The following is a 25372-nucleotide window of genomic DNA, read 5'->3' as shown; positions in this document are numbered from 1 at the left end:
AATAAACATTTTTTCATTTCTTTTTAAAAAATTAAATTGACCTAATGGTATATATTAAGTACAATTAAAATTACATTAAAAAGGAGGTTCTAAAATGAAAAAATTCACAACAACGGCTACATATTCAAAAGAAAAAATCAAAACACACTGTTATTTATTTTTCTGTATCTCGCTTATATCCTGTTTGTTTTTGTTACCTAGTCGCAGCTATGCAACTAATCTACCAGAAAAATACGACCCTAGAGAACACGGGCTAACTACACCAGTAAAAACACAGACTAGAGGGATTTGTTGGGCATATGCAGTAAATTCAGCACTTGAAAGTCATTTAATGCTGTCTGGTGAGACACATGATTTTTCTGCAAACTACTTTAATTATTTACTTGCAAAGGATGCTACAGGAACTACCGGAGGAAATCCTTACGCACACACTATCAACAGCAACGGTGGTAATTTAGATACAGGATTTGATTCCACTCCTGTTTTGACTGCACTTTTAGACTGGTCAGGACCTGTGAAGGAGACTGATTTCCCCAATAGCATTACTGGAGCTCAGCCGCTCTCTCTATGGGAAAATCTCTCTGAACAAAAGCATGTGCAAAATGTGATCAGTATGAAATCGGTCTCCCTAGACATCAGTGCAGAAGAAAATAATCAACGCGTGCAGAAAATTAAGGAATATGTCCACAAATACGGCAATGCCATCCAACGAAATCGAATGTATGTTGGCTACGAGACAGGTCATGCTTCACAATTTATTCCAAAAGATCGTGTTGGTCCTGTAAACCATGTCACTACTATCGTCGGTTGGGATGATTCTTATAGCAAAGACACTTTTGTTTACACGCCTTCACAAGATGGTGCATTTATTGTCAAAAATAGTTGGGGAACTTCATGGGGAGATGGCGGCTATTTTTATATTTCTTATGACGATTTTCAATTAAAACGCTCTGATATCGATATCATCTCTCTGGTAGAACCTACTACTAACTACTATAAAAAATATAATTCTGCACGAGAAAATATTGGTTCTTTGATGTCCATTCCTTCAGATAAAACTAGAACCATTGCAAATTCTTATAGTCGTGATAGCAACGCACAAGAGAAGCTTTCTGCTGTCTCTTTGAAAACACTTTACGAAAAAACAGCCTTTGAAATTTATGTATTGCCTTCTGGGAAACCAACAAAAAACTTGGACGGCTTTATCAAGGTCAAAGAAGGAATCAAGCATGACATTGGTACAGAAACCTATTCTTTAGACACTCCTGTGACATTATCTGGATCGAACTATTCGATCGCAGTGGTTTATCGTTCACTTGATCCAAACAACAAATGGCTTCCAGTAAACTCAAAATCGGGAGACGAAGTGTTAGGTGATAGCTTCACACTCACTGATCGAGGTACCTGGTATAAAGAAACGTATCGTAATTATTTCATTTCCGGATTTACAAATCTCGCAGTCGAACAAGTCCCTAGTACAGTCAACATTTCAGAAAGCAATATCCAATTGATTGTCGATGAAAATCATCAGGTAAAAGCAACTCTATCACCTGAAAATACGACTTATCCTGAGATTGGATTCAAAAGTAGTGCACCAAAAATCGCGACCGTTAGTAGCGACGGAACCATCATTGCCTTACAAGAAGGTAAAGCAACAATAGAAGCTTTTTCTACAAGAAATCCAAAGGTTTCTGCGGCTGTTCAAGTAACTGTAGCTGATAAGCCTAAAATAGACACAATAGAATTGAACGTATCCGCGCTTTCATTAAATCGCAATGAGAAAGCGACACTAACCGCTAAAACATCTCCAGAAAACGCTCAACCAGAAAAAATCATTTGGAAAGCTGAAAATCCACTTATTGCGACGGTTGACGCTAATGGTGTCATCACAGGTCAAGGTGCAGGTGACGGAAAAATATTCGCTATGACAAGTGACGGACGCATTAAAGCTGAATGCGTGGTGACAATCGCTCCTAGCACATATAACGGCGGATTTACTTCACTTGAAATGGCAACTGATTTACGAAATAATCAACGTTCTTACCTATATGTTGATGATCCATTAAATGAAACGATCTATCTACGTTACGGGAAAGGCACTATGTTGAATAGTAAAAATAATTGGTCTGAATTCCATTTAACGACACCAACCGGAAAAAAACTAAAATTATTAGACTATCCTATAATTTCTTGGTATAACCTTTCAGAGACCAAGCAATTTGAACCTACTATCGTAATCGAATATTCTACAGATGGAACGAACTTCTCACTTGAAAAACCTAATTTGCAAGATTTAGAAGGCTTCCGGATTTCTTTAGATGCTAAAATAACTGAACGTATATTGCTATATGCTGACTTAAAAATGAAAGCTGATAACCTTCAACCAGAAGATAAAAAAAGACTCTATTTACCATTAAAGATAACTTCTAGCGACAACTTATACGCACCATCAGAAAAAACACATTCTGACGGTGAATCAGAAAATTGGCTTACTCGCTGGAATTTATACTTTGCTAAATAAAAATGCTGGGGTTCCTGATTTTTTACTTCTAATATTTTCACTCATCACCTTGCTTAGGCTATCTTTTTATACCAATTAACGGTACAATATCTTTGATTATTTGAAAGGGGCTAACAAGTGAATGAATCTTAAACAAATGGCAGGAATTGAAGCGGCAAAATACGTAACAGACGGCATGATCGTAGGGCTTGGTACGGGATCTACTGCAAAATTTATGGTAGACGAGATTGGTAGACGCGTTAAAGAAGAGGGTTTATCTATCGTCGGAGTTACAACATCAAAAGAAACTGAACGTCAAGCACAAGAATTAGGTATTCCCTTAAAAGGAATTGACGAAGTCCCTTACGTTGATTTAACAATCGATGGAGCTGATGAGATCAGCGAAGATTTCCAAGGAATCAAAGGTGGCGGTGCCGCTTTATTGTTCGAAAAAATTGTTGCGACCTACTCAAAGAAATGTATTTGGATCGTGGATGAATCTAAACTTGTTAAAAAGCTTGGTAAATTCCCCTTGCCAGTTGAAGTAGTTCCATACGGCAGTCAACAACTCGTTCGTTTATTCGAAGAAAAAGGCTATGCTCCTATTTTACGAACAACAGATTCTGGAGAAGTTTTGGTCACTGATGGTGGTCACTATATCATTGATCTTCATTTAGAAGAAATAGCAGATCCAATTGCTTTAGGTGCTTATTTAGATCAATTAGTCGGCGTTGTTGAACACGGCTTATTTCTTCAAATCGTCTCAACAGTTATCGTGGGTGGGGAAACTGGTCCCAAAACGATTCATGTATCTAAATAAAGAATCATGTGAATATGATTTGAAAAAAAAGAATAACATTAAAAAAAGATAAAAAAACAACTATCATTTCGTTCGTTTATATGCTACATTTTTAGTATCCTATTTTACTTTTTTATTAGAAAGGACGAACGATGAAAACAATTGGTTATGCACGTACAACAATTACCGATAACGATTTAGATGCTCAGATCAAAGTGTTGTCTGAATACGGCTGCAACGAGGTTCATCATGAATCGTTTGATTTCACAAATGACAATCACCTCACTTCCGAGCTGGAGACTGTCCTAAATAGTTTAGAAGCAGGAGACACCTTAGTCATCTGTCGCTTGAACCGTCTAGGACGTTCTACACGTCAATTAACTGAACTAACGCAAAAGTTCAAAGGTTCCGGTATTCATTTAGTCAGCCTAGACGAAGAGATCGACACTCGGCATCCTATGGGTGAAATTTACTTCAAGTTAATGAATGGTTTAGCAACGATGGAATGCGATCTAATCAAAGAACGTACTTTAGTTGGATTGAATAACGCTCGAAAAAAAGGAAAAATCGGCGGACGACCTAAAATAGATGAACGAACAGTAAAAAAGATCCGACACTTATACCATGAAAAGAAAGAAACGATTCAATTTATTTCTTCAAAATGCAATGTTTCTGTCGGCACTTGCTACAAATACATCAACTTATCTGAAGAGGACGTCGCCAAACTTTCGCAAGATTCATAAAATATGACCATTCCAGGAGAGTGCAGCCTTGTGACTGCACTCTCTTTATTTGCTCCTTTTTATTCAGAAGACCTATCCTAGACTAACTCACACAAACAGCACTTTCAGTATTTTCCACTAATTTACAATGGAAATCTATTTTAAAACGGTGTACAATAGAAAAGGAAATGAAAGTTTCAGAAACTACAACTCAAAGGAGAGCTATACATGCCAAAATTAGTTTTTTCTCGTCATGGACTTAGTGAATGGAATGCCTTAAATCAATTTACCGGTTGGGCTGACGTAGATTTAGCACCAGAAGGTGTTGAAGAAGCCATCGAAGGCGGCCGTAAAATCAAAGAAGCTGGAATCGAATTCGATGTAGCCTACACTTCTGTACTAACTCGTGCTATCAAAACATGTAACTTGCTTTTAGAACACTCAGATCAATTATGGGTTCCTCAAATCAAATCTTGGCGTTTGAACGAACGTCATTATGGTAAATTACAAGGTTTAAACAAAAAAGAAACTGCTGAAAAATATGGAGATGACCAAGTACACATCTGGCGTCGTTCTTACGATACTCTTCCTCCATTAATGGAAGCAAATGATGAAGGTTCTGCTGCAAATGATCGTCGTTACGCAATGTTGGATCAACGTGATGTTCCAGGTGGAGAAAACTTAAAAGTAACGCTAGAACGTGCGTTACCATTCTGGCAAGATCAAATCGCGCCTGCTTTATTAGACAACAAAACTGTCTTAGTCGCAGCTCACGGTAATTCTTTACGCGCCTTAGCAAAACACATCGAAGGCATTTCAGATGAAGATATCATGGATCTTGAAATCCCAACAGGTCAACCACTTGTTTATGAATTAAACGATGACCTAACTGTAGCTAAAAAATACTACTTATAAAAAAAAGACCGTTGAAACCTTATCGTTTCAACGGTCTTTTTTTATAGATTTTCTTTCAAGCGTTTAAGCCAATTGGTGATGGCTTCTCGCTGCGTAACAAATTCAAAATCAGACATATTATATTGTACATAGTATTGCTCATCTACAAAACGCACCATGATTGAAGACCTTATCTCTTCTTCCAATGCATCTTTCTGTAATTCTTCACGGTAAAATATCCAACTTGTCGCCAAAACATCAGCAGATTCCTGTAAATCCTTTTGGATAATTTGGCAAATCGTTTCTATTAAATCGATTTGCTCGATATCTTTGAAGTAAGCATACCATAGCGTTCGATTTTCGGAATACGTTTCATCAAACAACTGTTTCACAAGCCCATCCCCTTTTCAAGCCGAAAATTTTGGTTATACAAAGCTAGACTCAGTTAAACATTCACGATAAATCGCCTCAACATCTGATTCAGCTAGTGGAACAAAAGCATCTGTTTTGATGGTGCTGTGCGCCACTGCTTGTTTCGCCATTTCTCCAAATTTTTCCTCATTGATCCCAACAGCTGGTAAAGTCATCGGAATATCGCAAGCTTTAAAGAAATCATATGTTGCTTGAATGCCTTTTTTCGCCGCAAGCATTGGATCGGTCTCAACAATTCCCCAAACATTATGGGCAAACTGAGCAAATCTAGTTACTGTTTGCTCTGAAAGTACATAGTTCATCCAACGCGGTGTCAAAATGGCTAATCCGATTCCATGCGTAATATCATAAAAGGCACTTAGCTCGTGCTCCATCGCATGACACGACCAAACACCATGTTTGCCATTTCTTGTCAATCCATTCAAAGCTAAACTACTCGACCACATCAAATTAGCACGAGCATCGTAATCATTAGGAAAGTCTAGTGCAATTGGACAATTTTTGATAACCGCGCGCATCAGACCTTCTGATACAAAGTCTTGTACGTCCGTTCCTTCGGTTATATTAAAATAGCTTTCAAATAAGTGGCTTAAGATATCGGCAGACCCCGCAGCTGTTTGATACGCCGGTACAGTAAATGTGGTCGTCGGATCTAAAAATGACACTTTTGGCATCATTGCTGGCCCACCCACACCTAATTTTTGGTTTGTTGCTAAGTTTGTGATAACAGCGCCAATATTCATTTCACTACCCGTTGCTGCTAAAGTTAAGATCGTTACAATCGGTAAGGCTTCACCTTGGAAACCTTTGCGTGCTGCTATGACTTCCCAAGGGTCTTCATCACTGTAAAAACCTGCTGCAATCACTTTAGAACAATCGATCGTTGAGCCTCCACCTACAGCTAAAATAACATTAATATCATTTTCGTGACATAAGGCTACACCACGACGGACTGTTTCGATACGAGGATTAGGCTCTACGCCGCTTAATTCAACAATTTTATTGTGATTCTTTTCAAGTAAATTGATTACTTGATCGTACAAACCATTTTTCTTAATACTACCCCCGCCATAAACGAGCAATACATGTTTTCCATAAACATCTATTACATCTGTTAGCTCTGTTGCTAAACGGTCTTTCCCAAAGCGAATATCTGTTGGTACGTAAAATCTAAAATTATCCAATTTTTTTTCCTCCGTTCAAGTTAAGTTTCTTATTACATGATAGTCCATCAAAAAAGAGTGTCAAGAAAACAACCCTTTAATTTCACTCGATAAATCGTAGTATAAAAACAGCTCCGTCTATATACAGGAGCTGTTTTACTAACTATTTTTATTAACTGTTGATTGCTGTTTCTAGACCGACTTCGATCATATCATTGAATGTTGTTTGACGTTCTTCAGCAGTTGTTTCTTCACCTGTTACCAGACTATCACTAACGGTCATGATTGCCAACGCTTGCACATCAAATTTAGCTGCTAAATAATACAACGCTGCAGCTTCCATTTCGATTGCTAAAACGCCTAATTTTCCTAACTCAAAAACGCCATCCATACTGTCTTTATAAAAGACATCATCAGATAAGACATTGCCCACATGAGTAACAAAGCCTTTCTCTTTAGCTGTTGTGTATGATTTCAACAGCAAATCAAAATCAGCGATTTGTGGGAAATCATATTTAGGAAAGTCATTGCGGATCATTGAAGATGGTGTAGCTGCTGCTTGTGCAATCACTAAATCTCTTACATGCACTTTTTCAGAAATCGATCCGCAAGTACCAACACGAATCAATTTTTTCACGTCATAAGAATTGATCAGTTCATGGGCATAAATAGTCGCGGAAGGCATTCCCATACCTGTTCCTTGAACAGAAACGCGTTCACCTTTATACGTACCTGTATAGCCCAACATTCCTCTTACTTGATTGTAGCATACTGGATTTTCTAAAAATGTTTCTGCAATATATTTTGCACGTAACGGATCTCCTGGTAATAAAATTTTATCTGCGATTTCACCTGGTTTTGCTTCGATATGAACGCTCATATTTTTCTCCTTTATACTAACTCTTTTATAGTTCAGCTAATGTTGCTTTGATCAGTTCTTTAAATTGAGATTTGACACGCTCTGTTGTTTCCACAACTTCCGCATGGTTCAAACTGCTTTGCATACCAGCTGCTAAGTTCGTGATACATGAAATCCCTAAGACTTTCAAGCCATTGTGTGCGGCAACAATTACTTCTGAAACAGTCGACATTCCAACTGCATCGGCTCCCATCACACGAGACATGCGGATTTCTGCTGGTGTTTCATAGGTTGGACCAGAATAGCCCATATAAACACCTTCTTGCAACGGTACATTTTGTTCTTTCGCCACTTTTTTAGCAACTTCAAAGTAAGCCGGTGTATAAGCATGACTCATATCTGGGAAACGCGGTCCCATCGCTTCGTCGTTTTCACCGATCAATGGATTATCTCCTGTAAAGTTGATATGATCTGTGATCAACATCAAATTGCCTGGAGTGAAGTTTTCATTCACACCACCAGCGGCATTTGTGACTACGATTGAATGAGCACCCATCGCCGCCATCACACGCACTGGATACGTCACTTTTTGCATCGAATGGCCTTCATAATAATGGAAACGACCTTGCATAGCTAAAACTTTCTTTCCAGAAAGCGTACCGTAAACTAATTTACCCGCATGTCCAACAACCGTTGAAACCGCAAAATGAGGAACTTCTGAAAATGGAATGGCAATGGCATCTTCTACCTCATCAGCTAACTCACCTAAACCAGAGCCCAGAATCAACCCAAAATCAACTTCACCTATGCCTTTTTCTTTTAAAAATGCTGTTGTCTCTTTTAACATCTCACCTAGTTTTGTCATTATTTCTCTCCTATACCAGTTTATTTAAAAAGCTTTCGCCATTTTCTGTTTTTGGAACAGCAAAGTTTTCAGCTACAGTCGCTGAGATATCTGCATAATGACCTTGTGGTAAGCTACCTTGGCCATTCATTTTTTTGCTGTAAACTAATAATGGAACATACTCTCTTGTGTGGTCAGTACCTGGGAAAGTCGGATCATTTCCGTGATCAGCTGTAATCATCAATAAATCGTCCTCTTCCATGGCATCAATGATCTCAGGAAGTCTTAAATCAAAAGCTTCAATTGCGTGAGCATACCCTACTACATCACGACGATGACCATATAACGCGTCAAAATCAACCAAGTTAGTGAAACTCAACCCTTCAAAATCGCGTTTCATCACATTAAGCAATTGATCTACACCATCCATATTGCTTTTCGTACGAACAGAATCAGTGATTCCTTGACCATTGAAAATATCGTTAATTTTCCCAACAGCAATGACTTCTTTTCCATTTTCTTTCAATGAATCAAGCACAGTGTGACCAAAAGGATCTAGCGCGTAGTCATGACGGTTGCTTGTTCTAGTGAAATTCCCTGGCTCTCCAACATAGGGACGAGCGATGATGCGACCGATCATATACGGCTCATCTTTCGTAATATCACGAACATACTGACAAATACGGTATAATTCTTCTAAAGGAATGATCTCTTCATGCGCTGCGATCTGCAACACTGGGTCAGCAGATGTGTAAACGATCAAGTCTCCTGTTTCCATTTGATGTTGACCATAGTCATCAATGACTGCAGTGCCACTGTATGGTTTATTACAAACGATCTTACGCCCTGAAAATTCTTCGATTTGTTTTAATAATTCTTCTGGGAATCCATCTGGAAATACTCGGAAAGGTTTTTGAATATTCAACCCCATAATTTCCCAATGCCCTGTCATCGTGTCTTTCCCAACAGAAATTTCTTCTAATTTAGTTGCATATCCTTTATGATCAGCTACGGCTTCAACATTATGAAGAGGGGCGATTGTTCCTAGACCTAGATTTTCTAAATTAGGAATCGTCAAACCTGCTTCTTTTGCGATATGACCTAATGTATCACTGCCTACATCGCCAAATTTTTCAGCATCAGGTGCTTCTCCGATACCGACTGAATCCATTACAACTAAATGCACACGTTTAAACATAACCATCCTTCTTTCTTTGATATAGTTACTATTGATAAAAAGGGCATGACTTAAGATAACTTCCCATAGCCCGCCCTTTTATACTAACTTTATTTTGATTTGATATAATTTTTCCCAATTGCTTTTGGTCCAGATGCTTTTCCCAGGAAAACGACCAAAACAATGATAGTCAAAACATATGGTGCTGCTTGTAAATAAACAGCTGGAATTGATGAAATAACTGGTAAGTTTGATCCTGCAATACTGATGTTTTGAGCAAAACCGAAGAATAAAGCGGCGCCCATTGCACCTAGTGGATTCCATTTACCAAAAATCATCGCTGCCATTGAAATAAACCCTTGTCCAGCAATCGTTGTGACTGCAAAACGTCCTGCAATCGTTTGAGCAAAGACCGCTCCACCGATTCCGCCTAAAAATCCAGAGATCAAAACGCCTGCATAACGCATTAGATAAACATTAATTCCCAATGTGTCTGCGGCTTGAGGATTTTCACCTACTGAACGAAGACGTAAACCAAAACGGGTTTTAAACAACACAAACCACGAAAGAATCGCAACTAATATCGCTACAAATGCGGGTAAGGTTGTTTGTTTGAAGAACAATTCACCTAAAATTGGAATATCCTTCAAAATGGGAAATGAAAAGTAACCAAATGATTCTGTAATGGTATCTGTTTGACCTTTTCCATAAATTACTTTGATCAAGAAAATCCCTAAAGCTGGCGCCATTAAATTGACTACTGTTCCACTGATGATATGATCTGCTCTTAAATTGATCGTAGCAACTGCATGAAGCAATGAGAACAACATTCCGACCACACCACCGACTAAACAAGCAAGCCAAGGCGTGGCTGCACCAAATGTTTCAGCAAACGTTAAATTAAATACCACTGAACTAAAAGCACCCATAACCATGATACCTTCAAGTCCTACGTTTACAATACCACTGCGCTCAGAAAATGTCCCGCCCAAAGCCGTGAAGACCAAAGGAGTGGAATAAACCAAAGTTTGTGTAATAATCGGCGCTAATACAGCGATTAATGCAATATTCATTAGATTTTTCCTCCTTCTTGACTTGTCGGATCTGATTTTCCAACTAATTCTTCAACTATAGCTACTTCTTTTTTGCTACCTGAAGCTTTTGCCAATAAGAAGCGAATCAAATAGCTGATTGCCACAAAGAAAATGATTGCCGCAATGACAACATCCACTAGTTCGATAGGTACACCCGCACGAAGCGGCATTCCTTGCCCACCTAACTTCAGCACACTGAAGAGGATCGCAGATAAGAATATTCCAACCGAACTTCCTGCTCCCAATAAGGAAATAGCCATTCCGTCAAATCCGATACTCAAAGAAGAACCTTGAACAAAGAAGTTTCCAAATGTTCCTAATCCAAGAACAACGCCTCCAAGACCAGCTAAAGTTCCTGATATAACCATCGACATCACAATAGTTCGTTTACTGCTCATTCCAGCATACTCTGAAGCGAACGGATTCAACCCAACTGAACGGATCTCGTACCCTAATGTCGTTTTCTTCATAAGAAACCAAATCAAAACTAAGAAAATAAGTGCCATAAAAATACCAATGTTCAAACGCGAACCACTACTCAACTCTTTCAAGAAACCGGTTCGTAAACTGGCATTTTCTCCAATTACTTTTGTAACACCTTTATTGGTCATTAAATCTTTTGACATTACATTATTTACGATATGCGTACTTGTATAAAGAAAAACATAATTCAACATAATCGTAACGATTACTTCACTTGTACCAAAGAACGCACGCAACAACCCTGGAATCGCAGCAGCCATAGCTCCGGCTAACGCACCTGCAAGTACAGCTACAGGTAGAACAACCATACGAGGCGCATCTGGCATAGAAAGGGCTACCCAAATACTTGTTACCCAACCGCACAATGCTTGGCCTGAAAGACCAATATTAAAGAATCCAGCTGAATTTGCTACGGCAAATCCTAACGCGGTAAAAATCAAGGGTCCTGCTGTTACAAAAATTTCACCGATACTTTTTGGACTTTGAAAAGCAGTCTTAAGCATCGCTTGATAACCAGTGATTGGATCTTGACCTGAAATTAGCATAATAATTGCACCAAGAATAAAACCCATCAATACTGATAAAATAGGAACCAAAATATTCCGTAGTCTTTCTGATCGATTATTCAACTGCCTCACCTGCCTCTTGACTTAATTCTCTTCTCGCTTCTTCTAATGAATAACCCGCCATCAACAAGCCTAATTCATTTTCACTTGTTTCCTTAGGATCAACGATTCCGACGATTTTCCCAGCATGAATGACTGCAATACGGTCAGAAACATTTAAAATTTCATCTAATTCAAAACTAACGACCAATACCGCTTTGTCTTTATCTCGTTGTTCAATTAAACGTTTGTGGATGTATTCGATAGCCCCTACATCCAGTCCACGCGTTGGTTGAGAGACAATCAACAAATCAGGATTACGATCGATTTCTCGTGCAATGATTGCTTTTTGTTGATTCCCGCCTGACAATGCTTTAGCAGGAACTAATTCATTTACTGTCCGCACATCGTATTCTTCTATTAATCTACGTGCGTATGAATTGATTTGATTATAATTTAAAACGCCAGTGTTACTTAATGGCTTTTTATAGTAAGTTTGTAACGCAATATTTTCTGCCAAAGTCATATCCAGGATCAAGCCATACTTATGGCGGTCTTCTGGGACATGTCCGACACCAGCTTCTGTAATTGCACGAGGGCGTTTATTTGTGATTGCCTCTCCTCTTAATTCAACTGATCCGCTTTCAGCTTTGCGTAATCCAGTTAGCGCTTGAATCAATTCTGTTTGGCCGTTACCATCGATTCCTGCAATACCAACTACTTCCCCGGCTCTTACATCCAGACTAAGACCTTTCACAGCGTCTAATCCTCGGCTTTCTTTGACAACCAAATCTTTGATTGAAAGAACGACTTCTTTAGGATCAGCTGCTTTCTTTTCTGTTTTGAATGAAACTGAGCGTCCTACCATCATATCGGCTAATTGTTGTGATGAGACATCTTTGACATTCACAGTGTCGATACTTTGACCGCGGCGAATAACCGTACAACGATCAGCTACTTTTTTGATTTCATCTAATTTGTGCGTGATCAAAATGATTGATTTTCCTTCTTGAACAAGTCCACGCATAATTTCGATCAATTCATCGATTTCTTGAGGTGTTAAAACAGCTGTTGGTTCATCAAAAATTAGAACATCTGCGCCACGATACAACGTTTTCAAAATTTCAACTCGTTGTTGCGCACCAACAGAGATATCACGAATATACGCACTCGGGTCAACAGATAACCCGTACTGTTCAGAAACTCGTTTGATTTCTGCTGTTGCTTTTTTGCGATCCAATACACCAGCATTCGTTGGTTCACTTCCAAGAATAATGTTTTCTGTTACCGTAAAAGCGTCTACCAACATAAAGTGTTGATGGACCATTCCAATCCCTAAACGATTTGCTGCAGTTGGTCCATTGATCGATACTTTTGAACCATTCATAAAGATTTCACCCGATGTCGGTTCTAATAAACCAGATAAAATATTCATCAAGGTAGATTTACCTGCACCATTTTCTCCAAGCAAAGCATGGATTTCACCAGGCCGGACAGTTAAGTTGATATTGTCATTGGCTTTAAATGTCCCAAATTGCTTAGTGATATTGCGCATCTCAATTACAAAGTTTTCCTGAGCCACATTTTTCACATCCTAACGATTTAATCACAAAACTTACATCATCTATTAATACGGTACTCTTAAAAAATTAAAGTAGCTTTTAGGCTCTTAAAGAAAGAAAATGAGTTGTTTGATCATTCGTTTTCTTTCTTTAAAGGCTTAATAAAACCTTAGCGCTGCTACAAACGCAGCGCTAAGCAGAAAAATCTATTCTTTTACGTCTTTTGGTACTTCTGGAACAGTGATTTTTTCAGCAATGATTTCTTCTTTCGCTGCATCAACAGCTTTTTGTGCTTCTTCTGACAAGTATCCTTTTGTCAAATCAACACCGCCGTCTTTCAAACCATAAACTAAGTGTTCGCCACCAGGGAATTTATCTTCTAGTGCACGATTAGAGATATCTTGTACCGCAGCGCCTACGCCCTTAAGAGTTGATGTTAAAGTAAAGTTATCTTCTTTACCATCTTTAGTTTTGTATTTACCTTCTTTGTCTTGGTCACTATCTACACCAATAACCCAAACTTTATCTTTTGAACCAGTTTCATTCAAGTCTTTTGCTTCTTGGAACACACCTTGACCTGTACCGCCTGAAGCGTGGAAAATGATGTCTGCGCCTTTTTGATACATAGAAGCAGCTAACGCTTTCCCTTTAGCAGGATCTCCAAAGGAAGCAGCATATTCGATTTCAACTTTGATATCTTTGTTCAATTTTTTCGCTGTGTCAATTACACCTTGATGGAATCCAGCTTCAAAACGGTCGATAACCGCTCCTTCTTCACCACCGATAAAACCTACAGTGTTTGTTTTGGTAGTATGGGCAGCTGCTACACCAGCTAAGTATGAAGCTTCTTGGTCTTTAAATGTTGCAGATACTACGTTATCTTTTCCTTCAATGACACTATCAATGATACCGAATTGTGTATCTGAATTTGCATCAGCTGCAGTACCGATTGAATCAGCTAATAGATAACCAATACCAAAGACTGTTTTAAATCCGTTAGAAACGGCTGTATCAATATTTGTTACGTATTCTGAAGCATCGTTTGATTGAATATAATCAAATCCTTCTGCTCCTTTTTTCAAATCATGTTCTTTCCCCCAAGCTTGCAAACCTTCCCAAGCTGATTGGTTGAACGAGCGGTCATCTACCCCGCCGATATCAGTAACGATAACAACGCTGTGATCTGCGTCCCCACCTGCTGATTTTCCATCTGTTGAATCTTTTTTACCCCCGCCACATGCCGCTAACGCAAGTGTTAATGCCAGTGCAGTCAAGCCAAAACCAAATAATTTTGCTTTTTTCATCTCTGTAAAGCCCCCTAAAATAGTTTTATATTTTCAACAGCCGGATGACTGAATGAAACAAGATAATAATGAAACAACTCTCTCTTCGTTCTTCTTGTACTTTTCAACATCAAATCACTTTGTTCTTTGTGTTTCCAAGCAAAGCGGAATGAACCGCTCAGACCTCGAACAACCGAAGTAGGTACCTTTTTACATCAACTCTTTTTATCCGTTGTGTATCAAGGCAATTAGGAAAATATAGAAAGATGTTTTTTTATCTTTCTAGCATTTTGTCTATTTGTTGAGAGGTTTGGTTCATGTAGCTAGATCTCATAAATCTTTTTCTGTAAATGCATAGGGCAACAACTCGCCCACAGTCATTTCTTTGACCACACCATGTTCACCAACTAATGTGACCGGCATTTCAGGCGCGCAAAATTCAGCCATCACTTGGCGGCATGCACCACATGGAGAGATTGGCTCAGGCGTATTTCCCGCAATCACTAAATGCTGAAACTCTCGTTCACCTTCGGAAACAGCTTTGAAGATTGCTGTCCGTTCTGCGCAATTGGTCAATCCATATGAAGCATTTTCAATATTGACTCCTTGATAAGTTTTTCCCTCTTTGGTAATCAAGCACGCTCCCACTGGAAAGTGAGAATACGGCACATACGCTTTTGTTAATGCATCATCTGCGATAGCTAACCATTCTTGTTTTGCTGTCATTTGTCCGCCGCTTTCTTCTTTAAATTAATAACCTGCTCCAGTTGAGCCTTCCATGATTGCAACGCCTGCACTTGTGCCGATACGTGTAGCTCCTGCATCGATCATTGCTTGGGCTTCTTCTTCATTATGAATACCACCAGAGGCTTTGACACCCATATCTGGTCCTACTGTTTCACGCATTAATTTAACGTCTGCAACTGTAGCTCCACCCGTTGAAAAACCAGTAGATGTTTTAACAAAATCAGCACCGGCTTCTTTAGCAAGCTCACAAACCTTGATTTTTTCTTCGTCTGTTAGTAACGCTGTCTCGATGATTACTTTCACTAAGGCTTTACCTTTAGCAGCATCAACAACGGCTTGAATATCCTTCAAAACTTTTTTATATTGCTTAGATTTAAGGGCGCCTACATTGATAACCATATCGACTTCTGTTGCACCATTATTGATTGCATCTGTTGCTTCATAGGCTTTTACTTCTGATGTATTCGCACCTAAAGGAAAACCAATTACTGTACAAACATCAACAGATGTTCCTGCTAAGTGTTCTTTTGCTAAAGCAACCCAACATGGATTGATACAAACCGAAAAGAATTCATATTTTTTAGCTTCTTCAATAATTCGTAAAACATCCTCTTCCTTCGCATCTGCTTTTAAAATAGTGTGGTCAATCATTTGATTTAATTCCATTATTTTTTACACATCCTTTATGCTGTTATTATATCATGAATCAGCTCAGGTTCAGTGCCAGAACTGCCGATTTCAATATTTTTATATAAAAGTTCTTTTACGTTCTCGATTGATTCTGAATTGGAATAAATAGTGAGTAGCGATTCACCAGATTTCACTGGCATACCGACTTTTTTGTGCAGCTTAAGTCCTACCGCATGATCGATTTCGTCTTCTTTCGTTGCTCTACCTGCACCTAGCAACATCGCTGCGATGCCGATTTCATTTGCTACGAGTTTTTGAACCACACCAGCTGTTTTAGCTGGTAACTCTATTTGATATTTGGCTGTTAATAAACGTTCTGGATGGTCGATGATACTGTCATCTCCGCCTTGATTGCGAATCATTTCTCGGAATTTGTCTAATGCTTTGCCTGATTCTAACGCCTCTTTTAGCATCTCACGAGCTTCATCTAACGTATCCGCTTTTTTCGCTAGGACGACCATCTGACTACCTAAGATATAACACATTTCCAACAAGTCTTCCGGTCCTTTGCCTTGCAGTGTTTCGATTGCTTCAACAACTTCTAAGCTATTGCCGATCGCTTCACCTAAGGGTTGGGACATATCAGAAATCACTGCCATCGTTTGACGATTAGCTAAACGTCCGATCCGAACCATTGTTTCTGCTAAGCGACGTGCTTCATCGATATTTTTCATAAAAGCACCTTCGCCAGTCGTTACATCCAATACGATTGCATCCGCACCCGCTGCTATCTTTTTGCTCATGATAGAACTTGCGATCAATGGAATAGAGTTGACAGTAGCTGTAACATCACGCAACGCGTATAATTTTTTATCCGCTGGTGCTAAATCACCAGATTGTCCGATCACTGCTACATGACTTTCGTTTACCAAACGAATGAATTCTTCATCTGGTATTTCTACATGAAATCCTGGGATTGCTTCTAACTTATCAAGCGTACCGCCTGTATAGCCCAGTCCTCTACCAGACATTTTAGCAACACTAGCACCCACACTTGCAACAAGCGGCGCTAAAATCAAGGTTGTTGTATCACCAACACCACCCGTAGAATGCTTATCTACTTTAATGCCTTGAATTGATGAAAGGTCGATCATTTCACCTGAATTAGCCATTGCCAATGTTAATGTCGTGATTTCTTCATCTGTCATGTCTTTGTAAAAGACAGTCATCAAAAAGGCACTCATCTGATAATCCGGAATATCACCTTTTGTATAACCCGAAATAATGAATTGAATTTCTGCTTCTGTTAAGACCTGTCCATCACGTTTTTTCTCGATCAAATCTACCATTCTCATGCTTTTTTTCCTCCGAATCAATCCCCAAGGATGTATTATACACTAAAATCGTTCAGGTTAAAACCTTTTAGTAAAACAGTTTACTAACGCTTACATAATTTGAAAACGCTTATAACACGAACATTAAATCAAATCGACCAGATTGTCAATCGATTTCGTACTATTTCTTAAAATAAATGTTGTATCGAAGATTTTATTCGGGATTTTTTTGTTGGGATCATTGATCGATTCCACTAAAAATTGTGCAGCATAAAACCCAATATCAAAACTTGGCTGATAAACAGTTGTTAACCCAGGTACTAAATATTCCGAAATTTCCAATCCATCAAATCCGATAACAGAAATATCCTCTGGAATTTTCTTGCCTGATTCTTCAATTGCTTGATAAGCCCCCATCGCCATTTCGTCATTTCCACAAAAAATAGCTGTGATTTTTGGATTCTTCAATACGTTTTTGGCCGCCATGTATCCACCGCCTAAATTCAAATCACCACTGCTCATATACGCTTCTCTCACCGGGATTCCATGATCTTTTAGCGCATGCTGGTAGGCTGTTACCCTTTCCGTTAGCTGATAATAACCATCATTTTCTTTCAGCATTGCAATGTGTCTATGTCCTTGCTCAATCAAAGAACAAACCGCTTGGTAAGCGCCCTCATATTCTTTTACAATTAAACGACCATTTTCTCGAGGGTTGATACCACGATCGACAAGGATCACTGGAACTTTTCGTTTACTTTTATTCCTCAAGATATGATCCACCGGTAAAATATTTGGTGTCGCGAAAATAATCCCATCAACTGAGCGATGAATCAGTTCAGTAACATATTGCGTTGCCTTGTCTTCATCGTGCTTAGAATTACACAACAAGATCATATAACCTAATGAATTTAAATACGTTTCTACACCTTCGATGACTTTAGCAAAGAAAAAATCCGTTACATCTGGAACAACCATCCCGATCGTTTTCGAATGACGAGTGATGATATTGGAGGCAAAATAATCTGGCTTGTAATCAAATTCCTCTACTACTGACAAGACTTTATTTCTAGTTTTCTCACTAAAGCGGCTACCTTTGTTATTGATGATTTGAGACACTGTTGTGACAGATACACCCGCCATATCTGCAATTTCCTTAATAGTCAATTTCATATTTTATTCTCCCTTTATTGACAAGTCCTACCAACCTTGTCAACGTTTTCAAAATACGTATCGAATGATCCTAGTTTATCAGAATTCGATAGAATAAAATAGCTTAAGCAAATATTTTACAAAATTCAGCACAAAAACCGTCTGCTACTTCACTTTCACAGACTGCTTTTGTTTTACCAATTGTTCGTCAGCATCAATAACCCAGGAATCCAACATGTAACGACTCCTTCAAAAATCGCAAAATACAGGACTGGTTTACCGATTTCTTTTTTCAAAACATATTCAACAAAACCAGTCATCCATAAAATCCCCCATGACAACCAAATCAACGCAAAACGCCAGTCACCATCTACCGTATACGAAATATAGGCTGCAGGAATCGTGTTCACTGCTACGAACAAAGCAAATATTCCGTAAATACGCATGTCTAAATCAAACACATAAATCAAGCCAACCATCAAATAAGTAAAGGCAAACAAATAGCCCGTGCCAGCATCATAATAAGCTCCTTTAAACAAGTAAATCGTATTGATAATAAAAGACAAGCTTCCTGTAAGCAAGTTAATCAAGCCTGTAGATTTTTTATCCACTCCTGCTAAGCCACAATAACCATTACTGATCAGTGTGATCGCTACAAATAATAGTCCTACTCCTAACAAAATAGCCCCTCCAATAACTGATTAAATAACTAATTTTCTACTGGACTATTTTACTTTAAATCAGCTAAAAAAACTACTCCTAATTCCAGCTTACTCTCCCTCTTATTGACAGAGCTCACTCAGCATGTTAAAGTCTTCAAAATACTTATCAACGAGACCGATAGCGTTAAAACAAATGAGAGGATGATATTGTGAAACGAGAGCAAGTTAAGAAACTACCAAAAATAGAGCTACATTGCCATTTAGATGGTTCTATACGCCCAGAGACCTTACGGAAAATAGCAGAACCTCAAGGCGTTTCTTTACCTGCTGACAATGAGCAGTTAAAAGAACTATTAGTTGCACCTATTGATTGCCAAAACTTAAATGATTACTTAGAGCGTTTTGATTTAGTCTTATCCTGCCTACAAACCGAAGCAGCCTTAACGGCTGCTGCATTTGATGTTATCAGTCAAGCAGCAGAAGAACATATCCAGTACATCGAAGTCCGTTTTGCGCCTTCTCTCCACACTGAAAAAGGACTTTCTTTGCCTAAGGTAATAAAGGCTGTGTTAGCAGGACTTGATCAAGGGCAACAACGTTTCGGCGTAAAAAGTAACGCACTGTTATGCGGCATGCGGCACGAAGAATCAGCAGCTATCGAAAAAATTGTCCAATTGGCTGAAGAATTCAAAACAGATGGCATCGTAGGCTTTGATCTCGCTGGAAATGAATCAGATTTCCCACCTTATACTTTTGAAGAAACGCTAGGATTAGTCAACCAATTGACGATCCCTTTAACCCTTCATGCAGGCGAATGTGGTTGCGGAAAAAATGTTGCCGACGCCATTCATTTAGGCGCTAAACGAATTGGGCATGGCATCGCTGTAAAAGATACACCTGAATATTTTTCTTTGTTACGAGATAAAAATATTTTGATCGAAATGTGCCCTACCAGTAATTTTCAAACGAAGACAGTCACTAAATTAGCAGATTATCCTTTCCAAACATTTATTGACGCTGGCATCAATGTCTGTATCAACACTGATAATCGAACCGTTTCTAACACAACGCTAACGGATGAATATATGAAACTTCACGAATGGTACGGCATCACTTATGCAGATATGGAGTCATTGAATCATAACGCAGTTAATGGCGCTTTTATCTCTGACAGTGAAAAACAAATTCTTCATGAACAATTAACAACTAGCTATCAACTTTAATTCAATAACACCACTTCAAAAAGGCAAAATGACTTTCGAATCGTTCATTTTGCCTTTTTCTATATCAATTAAATCCCTTAAACTTTACTGTTTGATAATCCCTGTTTGATCCACTCCAATGATCTGCCAATCATAAATTCTAGCGGTCTTTCCATTTTGTTCCGCTTTTTCTAAAGACAATTTGACATATCTCGCTTCAATCAAACTGATGGCATCTTGGCTATTATCTGCTGTATTTCCTCGATGTTGAACGACAGTTGTCCAATTACTACCATCATGGCTCACAGAAATGTCATAATCTCTCGTATTCCACTCTGGACTTTCACCACCTGCGCCAGCATGAAAAAGCTCAAATCCGGAAATTGTCTTCTCCGCTCCCAAATCCGCGATCATCCACGGCTTCTCACTCCCATTATCACACCATTTTGTTTTTATATCTCCATCCAGCGCAAAACGATAACTTTCACGCTCATTCGTATAGCCTGAACCTTGAGTAGCGGTCGTCCCTTGTAAAGTAGCCAAATTTTCTATTTTGATTCCGGCATTTTGATCATAAACATAGAGATAATTTTCTTTGACAACCTCCGTTTCACCTGATGCATTTACTGCAACTGCTTTGACTGTATAAACACCAGGTTTTGCAAAAGAGAATGTCGCCTCTTTACCAGAAACCGTTTGTGGCGTTGCGCCAATCACTTCCCAATTGACCATTTCTGTCGATTTAGAAACATCAGCGGATAATGTTAACGTTTCGCCTACTGATAGCAATGTACTACTAGCATTGATCGTTATTTCTGGTTTTTTCAATGTTTCAAACGTGTAAACTGCGGCAGCTCCTTTCCTTTGGTCTTCTCGACCATATTGATCGACTGGTATCACTTGATAGTTGGCCGTATCAGCTGTTCGTTCTTGATTCAATAATGTATACGAGGTATTGGCTGTTTCACCTTCAAACTGCCATTGCCCCGCAACTTCCCGATAAATACGGTAAGATGCTGTATTTTTACCTTTCGTTTCCCAGTTCATTCGAATACTTTCAGTCAAATCATCTACAATCGTTTTACCAGAAAACGTCAGATTGCTGACAGGACTAATTAGTGTTGATTTTTCTTTACCCATTCTTAATTGACCTAAATAGATCGAAGCCGTTTCGGTCTGAGCGTTTTGCACATTCAAACCAATTGCTGTGATTGTTTGGCAAACTGCTGGTTTGAGTGAGTAAGTCGTTTGCACCCAGCCGTTTTCTAGAGGTTGTTGCGTTCCTTGAATAATCAGAGGATTTTCTTTTCCTTGTACTTCTAAAACTAGAGAGGTTTCACCTGCCCCTTTCGTTACGATCGATGCTGTTTCCGAAGCACTCGCTTTCACTTTCGCAGCATATAATTTGATAAATGTTTTCTTATCTGCTGTCACTGGTCCAGTTAATTTGATAGAAGAGCCGCCGTTAAATGCTTCTTCATAACTAATTGCTGCGTTTAATTGGTTGCCTTCTTCATTATCAATAACCCAACGATATGTCGGCATTACATCTTGAATACTTCGGTTATTAAAGGTTCCCTCTTTGACCTTTGTGCCATTTCTGTAAAAAGCATCCCCATTTCCTACGTTAAAATTCGTTAAAAATGGTAATTTCGTAACTGGCGTTTTTTCTACATAATAACGTGATACTCCTTGCCATTCATTTTTAGGGCTTTCTACTGCACGAGGATCTCCCTGTGGATTTATCCATAGCAGTTTTTCATTTTCCCAATACTGATCAATATCATACTGCCCCCCATCTCGCAAGGTCCAATCTGGGCAATAAAGACCTAAAGAAACCAATGATTTTCCATCTTCGCCTAAAATACTACTTGGTTTACGTCTGCTATTCACCCCATTTGCCTGCACATCGATTCCAGCAAAAAGATCATAAGGACTGCGCTTCAATTGAGTTGCTTTTTCATTGGATGACTTAAGACCTTGCCAGCGAAAATCAATAAACATCTTATCCGAAACACGTTTTTTCCCCTCTTGAAAATAGCCTTGATTTGTCTCATTGAGTGCGCCTTGCCAAGCTACAGCACCACTTGGGATCATAGAATCATACCAAATAATTTGCTGATTCTTCGGTTTTCGTGCTTGTAAATAACTCATAAATTCTTTCATGCCACTAGCTGTTTGTGCATCAACGTTGGTTTCTTGATTAATGAACCATCCATCAAAGCCATACGCTTGAGACATCTCCAACAACTTATCTGCCATCGGAAATCTTCCTTTTTGATCCTTTTGAACGAATTGTTCTACCCATTCACTCTTTCCGCCATAAGCTTCAGGTGGGAAAAAGACCGTTCCAACAACAGGCACACCATTTCTATGCGCTGAATCGGTCACATCACCACTCGGCGGAACAATGATCCCTTCACCAGATGAGCCCGCCCATGCAACTAACGTATCTACATATTGCCAATTCGTAAAATTATAGACTGCTTTATCTGTTCCACCTTGTGAGGGCGTTCCTTTCGTATGCCGATTCACGATTGCGATTGACAATACTTTTGCCTCTGTACTTTGATCTGCGTTTGATTTTTTTCCTTGAACTCGAGCAGCTAGAGGAACTTTGGAAACATTAAACGGTGCATCCGGATCACTTTTAGGACTCCAATTTAGCAACGTCTCAGGAAATAAGGCTGTTGATTCCGGTATTTGCTCAAACACCGGGATACCACTTTCCTGATTACTTCCCAATTCAGATGACTCTGCATAAACAGTTGACCCAAGCGCCAGATTCGCTCCTGTCACAAGAGCAAGTACTGCCGCCGAACAATAACACACACTTCTCCACGTTTTTCTTTTCACTGAATGAACCTCCTTAAGTTAGTTGCCCTAATTTCAGCATTATTCATTCCCACACAAAATGTTAACGCTTTCTTTCTGTTTTATAAATAGATAAACTATAGCTTTTATATCAAATAGTATAGGTTTATTTCAGGTTAAATCGTTAAAAACAGCTGAAACATCAAGCTTTACACTCTCCGCCTCAGCTGTCACATTAATTGATTTTGTAAAAGTGAAAAGAGAATCCTTCCATTAACTTTATGAGATCGGTTATGATTTCCTCTTCCTCTTTGGCTTTCGGTTTATCACACCAGACTGCTAGAGCAGCTCCTTTAACTTGTTGTCGACACGTCGGGGAAACCAGCTGGTTTGAAGCAAATAAATCTGGTTGCCACTGTTCTTTTATTTTTTCTGCCGTAGGATACGTATAACCTGCATTCTCACCAAGTACGTAGTAAAGGTAATTATCATTGAAATTAATGACGGTGTAGCCTTCGTCTAAAAACGTTTGAACAGGTGCCATTTCTTCTTGCCATTTCGTCCAATACGTAATTTCAACATTTTTTGTTAGTCTAGAGCTTTGACCATTTCTAAAAAATGCATCATTCCAAACTCTAGGAGTAAATCCATGATTCCCAACAAAATCAGCTATGGTGTTGACATAGTCTTCATATTTATTTACGCCTTCATCTTTCAACGCAGGATACCGCTCCATTTGATTAAACTCAACAAACTCATCTCCACCAATATGGAAATAACGACTATCAGAAAACAACTGCAGATACTCTTCGTATAGCGAGAGTATAAATAGCACCGCTTGTTGATTTGTAATATCTAAGGCTGACGGGATTTTTCTGACCTTCCCCTCTTCTTCTATGGACAATTGCCATTCCGGATATTTTTTTAATACATGTTCCATATGCCCTGGTGTATCAATATCAGGAATAATTTCAATCGATAGATAGGCCGCATAGCGAATTAGCTCTTCCACATCACCGATTGATAGGAATTCATCTGAAACAAGGTTGGGATAGTTTATTGACTCGATTCGAAATCCACTATTTTCAGAAAAATGCAATTGCAGAAAGTTACAGCCATACAGAGCCATCGCTTCTAAAAGACGGTGTAGTCCTGCAGGCGAAAAGTATTTTCTGCCAATATCCAGCATAACAATTCGTTCTGATACACTCTCGGAGAATTTTCCAGATGTGAGTTCAGCTCCTGTTTTTAACAACTTCGCTAAATACATAACACCACGAAACGCGGTCAATCGACTATCCGCCTGTATCACAATATGTTCAACTGTATCTACAACAAACGTATTCTTCAACTCTGATGAAAAATCGACGAAAATATCAGCTTCCTCGACATTTTTTACAAAACTGATTTTTTTGTTTAGCAACCGTAAGTATAAATAAGCGATTCTCTCCTGCTCTGACTCAAAAGTCTGATCCATATAAAAACAGATAGTTTGTAAATTGAATAAACTAGTCACTGTACGTTGTTTCACACCAAACCACTATGTTCCTTTGCTAACAACAAGCATCCCATCGTCCCGCTGTTGTCACCTAATCCACAACCAACAATATACTCCTCTAAAGCAGGTAGCGAAACGTAACCACCTAATTGTTGTTCTAGCGATTCACGTATTTTTGGGAAAAGATGTGCTTGCTTCATTACTCCACCGCCTAAGATAATTTTTTCTGGTGAAAGGACTAATGTATAATTCATCAAAGCTTGCGCTAGATAAAAAGCTTCAATTGCCCAAGCATCGTGATCCACTTCCAACAATTGTCCTTTAATTCCCGTCCTTTTTTCTAAGGCAGGTCCAGCAGCCAATCCTTCCAAACAATTATCATGATAGGGACATACACATTCCAAGGTATCATTCGGATAACGCTGAACAGTAATATGTCCCATCTCTGGATGGCTAAACCCTTGCAAAACAGCACCATTTACAACGGCACCACCGCCAATCCCTGTCCCTACAGTCAGATAGATACAGCTTTTCGTTCCTTTTCCTGCACCAAAATGAATTTCACCGTAAGCAGCCGCATTTACGTCAGTAGTCCAAGCAATCGGAATAGCATAACGTGCTTTTAACGCTCCTAAAAGATCCATATTTGTCCAACCTTTTTTGGGCGTAGAGGTAATATAGCCGTATGTTTTCGATTTACGATTGACATCGATTGGGCCAAATGAGCCTACTCCGAGCGCTTTTAGCTGATATCTATCAAAAAAATCAAAAACTTGATTTAAGGTTTCTTCCGGTAATGTCGTAGGCAAACTGATTCTATCAATGACCTGTAAGTCTTCATCCGCAACGGCACAGACAAATTTTGTTCCACCCGCTTCGATTGATCCATAGTACTCCATCAAAATCATCTCTCCTT

Annotated in this window: 22 protein-coding genes; 5 read left to right on the top strand and 17 right to left on the bottom strand. The window is 38.9% G+C overall.

All coding sequences use genetic code 11. The features are described from left to right. The first annotated feature begins 94 nt into the window (after window positions 1-94). The 4 genes from AC4BB5_RS02005 to gpmA all read left to right on the top strand — a co-directional run bounded on the left by AC4BB5_RS02005 (window position 95) and on the right by gpmA (window position 4936). Window positions 95-2521: an Ig-like domain-containing protein gene (locus AC4BB5_RS02005; RefSeq protein ID WP_490457783.1), complete on the top strand. Its 2427-nt coding sequence runs from the start codon at window positions 95-97 to the stop codon at window positions 2519-2521. A 121-nt stretch (window positions 2522-2642) separates the two neighbouring features. Then, the gene (gene rpiA / locus AC4BB5_RS02000) at window positions 2643-3320 is read left to right on the top strand and encodes a ribose-5-phosphate isomerase RpiA (RefSeq protein ID WP_490457782.1); all 678 of its coding nucleotides are present in this window, start codon (window positions 2643-2645) and stop codon (window positions 3318-3320) included. A 131-nt stretch (window positions 3321-3451) separates the two neighbouring features. After that, the gene (locus AC4BB5_RS01995; protein ID WP_490457781.1) at window positions 3452-4042 is read left to right on the top strand and encodes a recombinase family protein; all 591 of its coding nucleotides are present in this window, start codon (window positions 3452-3454) and stop codon (window positions 4040-4042) included. Window positions 4043-4249: 207 nt separating this feature from the next. Next, window positions 4250-4936: a 2,3-diphosphoglycerate-dependent phosphoglycerate mutase gene (gpmA, locus tag AC4BB5_RS01990; protein ID WP_490457780.1), complete on the top strand. Its 687-nt coding sequence runs from the start codon at window positions 4250-4252 to the stop codon at window positions 4934-4936. Window positions 4937-4977: 41 nt separating this feature from the next. On the opposite strand, the gene AC4BB5_RS01985 is transcribed toward gpmA, so the two are convergent. The 14 genes from AC4BB5_RS01985 to AC4BB5_RS01920 form a co-directional block, all read right to left on the bottom strand. After that, the gene (locus tag AC4BB5_RS01985) at window positions 4978-5307 is read right to left on the bottom strand and encodes a hypothetical protein (protein WP_490457779.1); all 330 of its coding nucleotides are present in this window, start codon (window positions 5305-5307) and stop codon (window positions 4978-4980) included. A 33-nt stretch (window positions 5308-5340) separates the two neighbouring features. Beyond that, window positions 5341-6531 carry an iron-containing alcohol dehydrogenase gene (locus AC4BB5_RS01980; protein WP_490457778.1) on the bottom strand — a complete coding sequence of 397 codons (1191 nt, stop codon included), beginning with the start codon at window positions 6529-6531 and terminating at the stop codon, window positions 5341-5343. Window positions 6532-6682: 151 nt separating this feature from the next. Next, complete coding sequence (gene deoD / locus AC4BB5_RS01975; protein ID WP_010766242.1) at window positions 6683-7390, bottom strand: purine-nucleoside phosphorylase; 708 nt, start codon at window positions 7388-7390, stop codon at window positions 6683-6685. A gap of 25 nt (window positions 7391-7415) precedes the next feature. Then, complete coding sequence (locus AC4BB5_RS01970) at window positions 7416-8234, bottom strand: purine-nucleoside phosphorylase (RefSeq protein ID WP_490457777.1); 819 nt, start codon at window positions 8232-8234, stop codon at window positions 7416-7418. 10 nt (window positions 8235-8244) lie between these two features. Beyond that, window positions 8245-9411, bottom strand: a complete 1167-nt coding sequence (deoB, locus tag AC4BB5_RS01965) for a phosphopentomutase (RefSeq protein ID WP_010770608.1) — start codon at window positions 9409-9411, stop codon at window positions 8245-8247. An 89-nt stretch (window positions 9412-9500) separates the two neighbouring features. Continuing rightward, window positions 9501-10463, bottom strand: coding sequence for an ABC transporter permease (locus tag AC4BB5_RS01960; protein WP_490457776.1), 963 nt, complete (start codon window positions 10461-10463; stop codon window positions 9501-9503). Further along, window positions 10463-11596, bottom strand: a complete 1134-nt coding sequence (locus AC4BB5_RS01955) for an ABC transporter permease (RefSeq protein WP_490457775.1) — start codon at window positions 11594-11596, stop codon at window positions 10463-10465. Before AC4BB5_RS01955 ends, AC4BB5_RS01960 begins: the two co-directional genes overlap by 1 nt. Further along, entirely contained in the window at window positions 11589-13154 is a 1566-nt protein-coding gene (locus AC4BB5_RS01950; protein WP_490457774.1) for an ABC transporter ATP-binding protein, read from the bottom strand. Before AC4BB5_RS01950 ends, AC4BB5_RS01955 begins: the two co-directional genes overlap by 8 nt. Window positions 13155-13340: 186 nt before the next feature. Next, a complete protein-coding gene (locus AC4BB5_RS01945; RefSeq protein WP_490457773.1) occupies window positions 13341-14438 on the bottom strand; it encodes a BMP family lipoprotein in 1098 nt (365 codons plus the stop codon). A gap of 309 nt (window positions 14439-14747) precedes the next feature. Further along, entirely contained in the window at window positions 14748-15143 is a 396-nt protein-coding gene (locus AC4BB5_RS01940; RefSeq protein WP_490457772.1) for a cytidine deaminase, read from the bottom strand. Between the two features lie 24 nt (window positions 15144-15167). Then, complete coding sequence (gene deoC, locus AC4BB5_RS01935) at window positions 15168-15830, bottom strand: deoxyribose-phosphate aldolase (protein WP_490457771.1); 663 nt, start codon at window positions 15828-15830, stop codon at window positions 15168-15170. 17 nt (window positions 15831-15847) lie between these two features. Further along, the gene (locus tag AC4BB5_RS01930; protein ID WP_490457770.1) at window positions 15848-17149 is read right to left on the bottom strand and encodes a pyrimidine-nucleoside phosphorylase; all 1302 of its coding nucleotides are present in this window, start codon (window positions 17147-17149) and stop codon (window positions 15848-15850) included. A gap of 123 nt (window positions 17150-17272) precedes the next feature. After that, window positions 17273-18301 carry a LacI family DNA-binding transcriptional regulator gene (locus tag AC4BB5_RS01925; RefSeq protein WP_490457769.1) on the bottom strand — a complete coding sequence of 343 codons (1029 nt, stop codon included), beginning with the start codon at window positions 18299-18301 and terminating at the stop codon, window positions 17273-17275. A gap of 173 nt (window positions 18302-18474) precedes the next feature. After that, window positions 18475-18960 carry an AmiS/UreI family transporter gene (locus tag AC4BB5_RS01920; protein ID WP_490457768.1) on the bottom strand — a complete coding sequence of 162 codons (486 nt, stop codon included), beginning with the start codon at window positions 18958-18960 and terminating at the stop codon, window positions 18475-18477. A 191-nt stretch (window positions 18961-19151) separates the two neighbouring features. On the opposite strand from AC4BB5_RS01920, the gene add reads away from it, so the two are divergent. Further along, window positions 19152-20165 carry an adenosine deaminase gene (gene add / locus AC4BB5_RS01915; protein ID WP_490457767.1) on the top strand — a complete coding sequence of 338 codons (1014 nt, stop codon included), beginning with the start codon at window positions 19152-19154 and terminating at the stop codon, window positions 20163-20165. A gap of 84 nt (window positions 20166-20249) precedes the next feature. Here add and AC4BB5_RS01910 read toward each other — a convergent pair whose 3' ends face one another. The 3 genes from AC4BB5_RS01910 to AC4BB5_RS01900 all read right to left on the bottom strand — a co-directional run bounded on the left by AC4BB5_RS01910 (window position 20250) and on the right by AC4BB5_RS01900 (window position 25355). Further along, window positions 20250-23000: an endo-beta-N-acetylglucosaminidase gene (locus AC4BB5_RS01910; RefSeq protein ID WP_490457766.1), complete on the bottom strand. Its 2751-nt coding sequence runs from the start codon at window positions 22998-23000 to the stop codon at window positions 20250-20252. A gap of 193 nt (window positions 23001-23193) precedes the next feature. Next, window positions 23194-24489, bottom strand: coding sequence for a beta-N-acetylhexosaminidase (locus tag AC4BB5_RS01905; RefSeq protein WP_490457765.1), 1296 nt, complete (start codon window positions 24487-24489; stop codon window positions 23194-23196). Then, the gene (locus AC4BB5_RS01900) at window positions 24486-25355 is read right to left on the bottom strand and encodes an ROK family protein (RefSeq protein ID WP_490459016.1); all 870 of its coding nucleotides are present in this window, start codon (window positions 25353-25355) and stop codon (window positions 24486-24488) included. Before AC4BB5_RS01900 ends, AC4BB5_RS01905 begins: the two co-directional genes overlap by 4 nt. Window positions 25356-25372 lie beyond the last annotated feature (17 nt).

This window comes from Enterococcus sp. AMC1252 (genome assembly GCF_058216515.1).
This window is presented reverse-complemented; position numbering and strand designations above follow the sequence as displayed.

Excerpts from the sequence above, each read along its gene's own strand:
- AC4BB5_RS02005 (WP_490457783.1), top strand. The coding sequence starts at position 95 with ATGAAAAAATTCACAACAACGGCTACATATTCAAAAGAAAAAATCAAA.
- rpiA (WP_490457782.1), top strand. The coding sequence starts at position 2,643 with ATGAATCTTAAACAAATGGCAGGAATTGAAGCGGCAAAATACGTAACA.
- AC4BB5_RS01995 (WP_490457781.1), top strand. The coding sequence starts at position 3,452 with ATGAAAACAATTGGTTATGCACGTACAACAATTACCGATAACGATTTA.
- gpmA (WP_490457780.1), top strand. The coding sequence starts at position 4,250 with ATGCCAAAATTAGTTTTTTCTCGTCATGGACTTAGTGAATGGAATGCC.
- deoD (WP_010766242.1), bottom strand. The coding sequence starts at position 7,390 with ATGAGCGTTCATATCGAAGCAAAACCAGGTGAAATCGCAGATAAAATT.
- AC4BB5_RS01970 (WP_490457777.1), bottom strand. The coding sequence starts at position 8,234 with ATGACAAAACTAGGTGAGATGTTAAAAGAGACAACAGCATTTTTAAAA.
- deoB (WP_010770608.1), bottom strand. The coding sequence starts at position 9,411 with ATGTTTAAACGTGTGCATTTAGTTGTAATGGATTCAGTCGGTATCGGA.
- AC4BB5_RS01960 (WP_490457776.1), bottom strand. The coding sequence starts at position 10,463 with ATGAATATTGCATTAATCGCTGTATTAGCGCCGATTATTACACAAACT.
- AC4BB5_RS01945 (WP_490457773.1), bottom strand. The coding sequence starts at position 14,438 with ATGAAAAAAGCAAAATTATTTGGTTTTGGCTTGACTGCACTGGCATTA.
- AC4BB5_RS01940 (WP_490457772.1), bottom strand. The coding sequence starts at position 15,143 with ATGACAGCAAAACAAGAATGGTTAGCTATCGCAGATGATGCATTAACA.
- deoC (WP_490457771.1), bottom strand. The coding sequence starts at position 15,830 with ATGGAATTAAATCAAATGATTGACCACACTATTTTAAAAGCAGATGCG.
- AC4BB5_RS01930 (WP_490457770.1), bottom strand. The coding sequence starts at position 17,149 with ATGAGAATGGTAGATTTGATCGAGAAAAAACGTGATGGACAGGTCTTA.
- AC4BB5_RS01925 (WP_490457769.1), bottom strand. The coding sequence starts at position 18,301 with ATGAAATTGACTATTAAGGAAATTGCAGATATGGCGGGTGTATCTGTC.
- AC4BB5_RS01900 (WP_490459016.1), bottom strand. The coding sequence starts at position 25,355 with ATGGAGTACTATGGATCAATCGAAGCGGGTGGAACAAAATTTGTCTGT.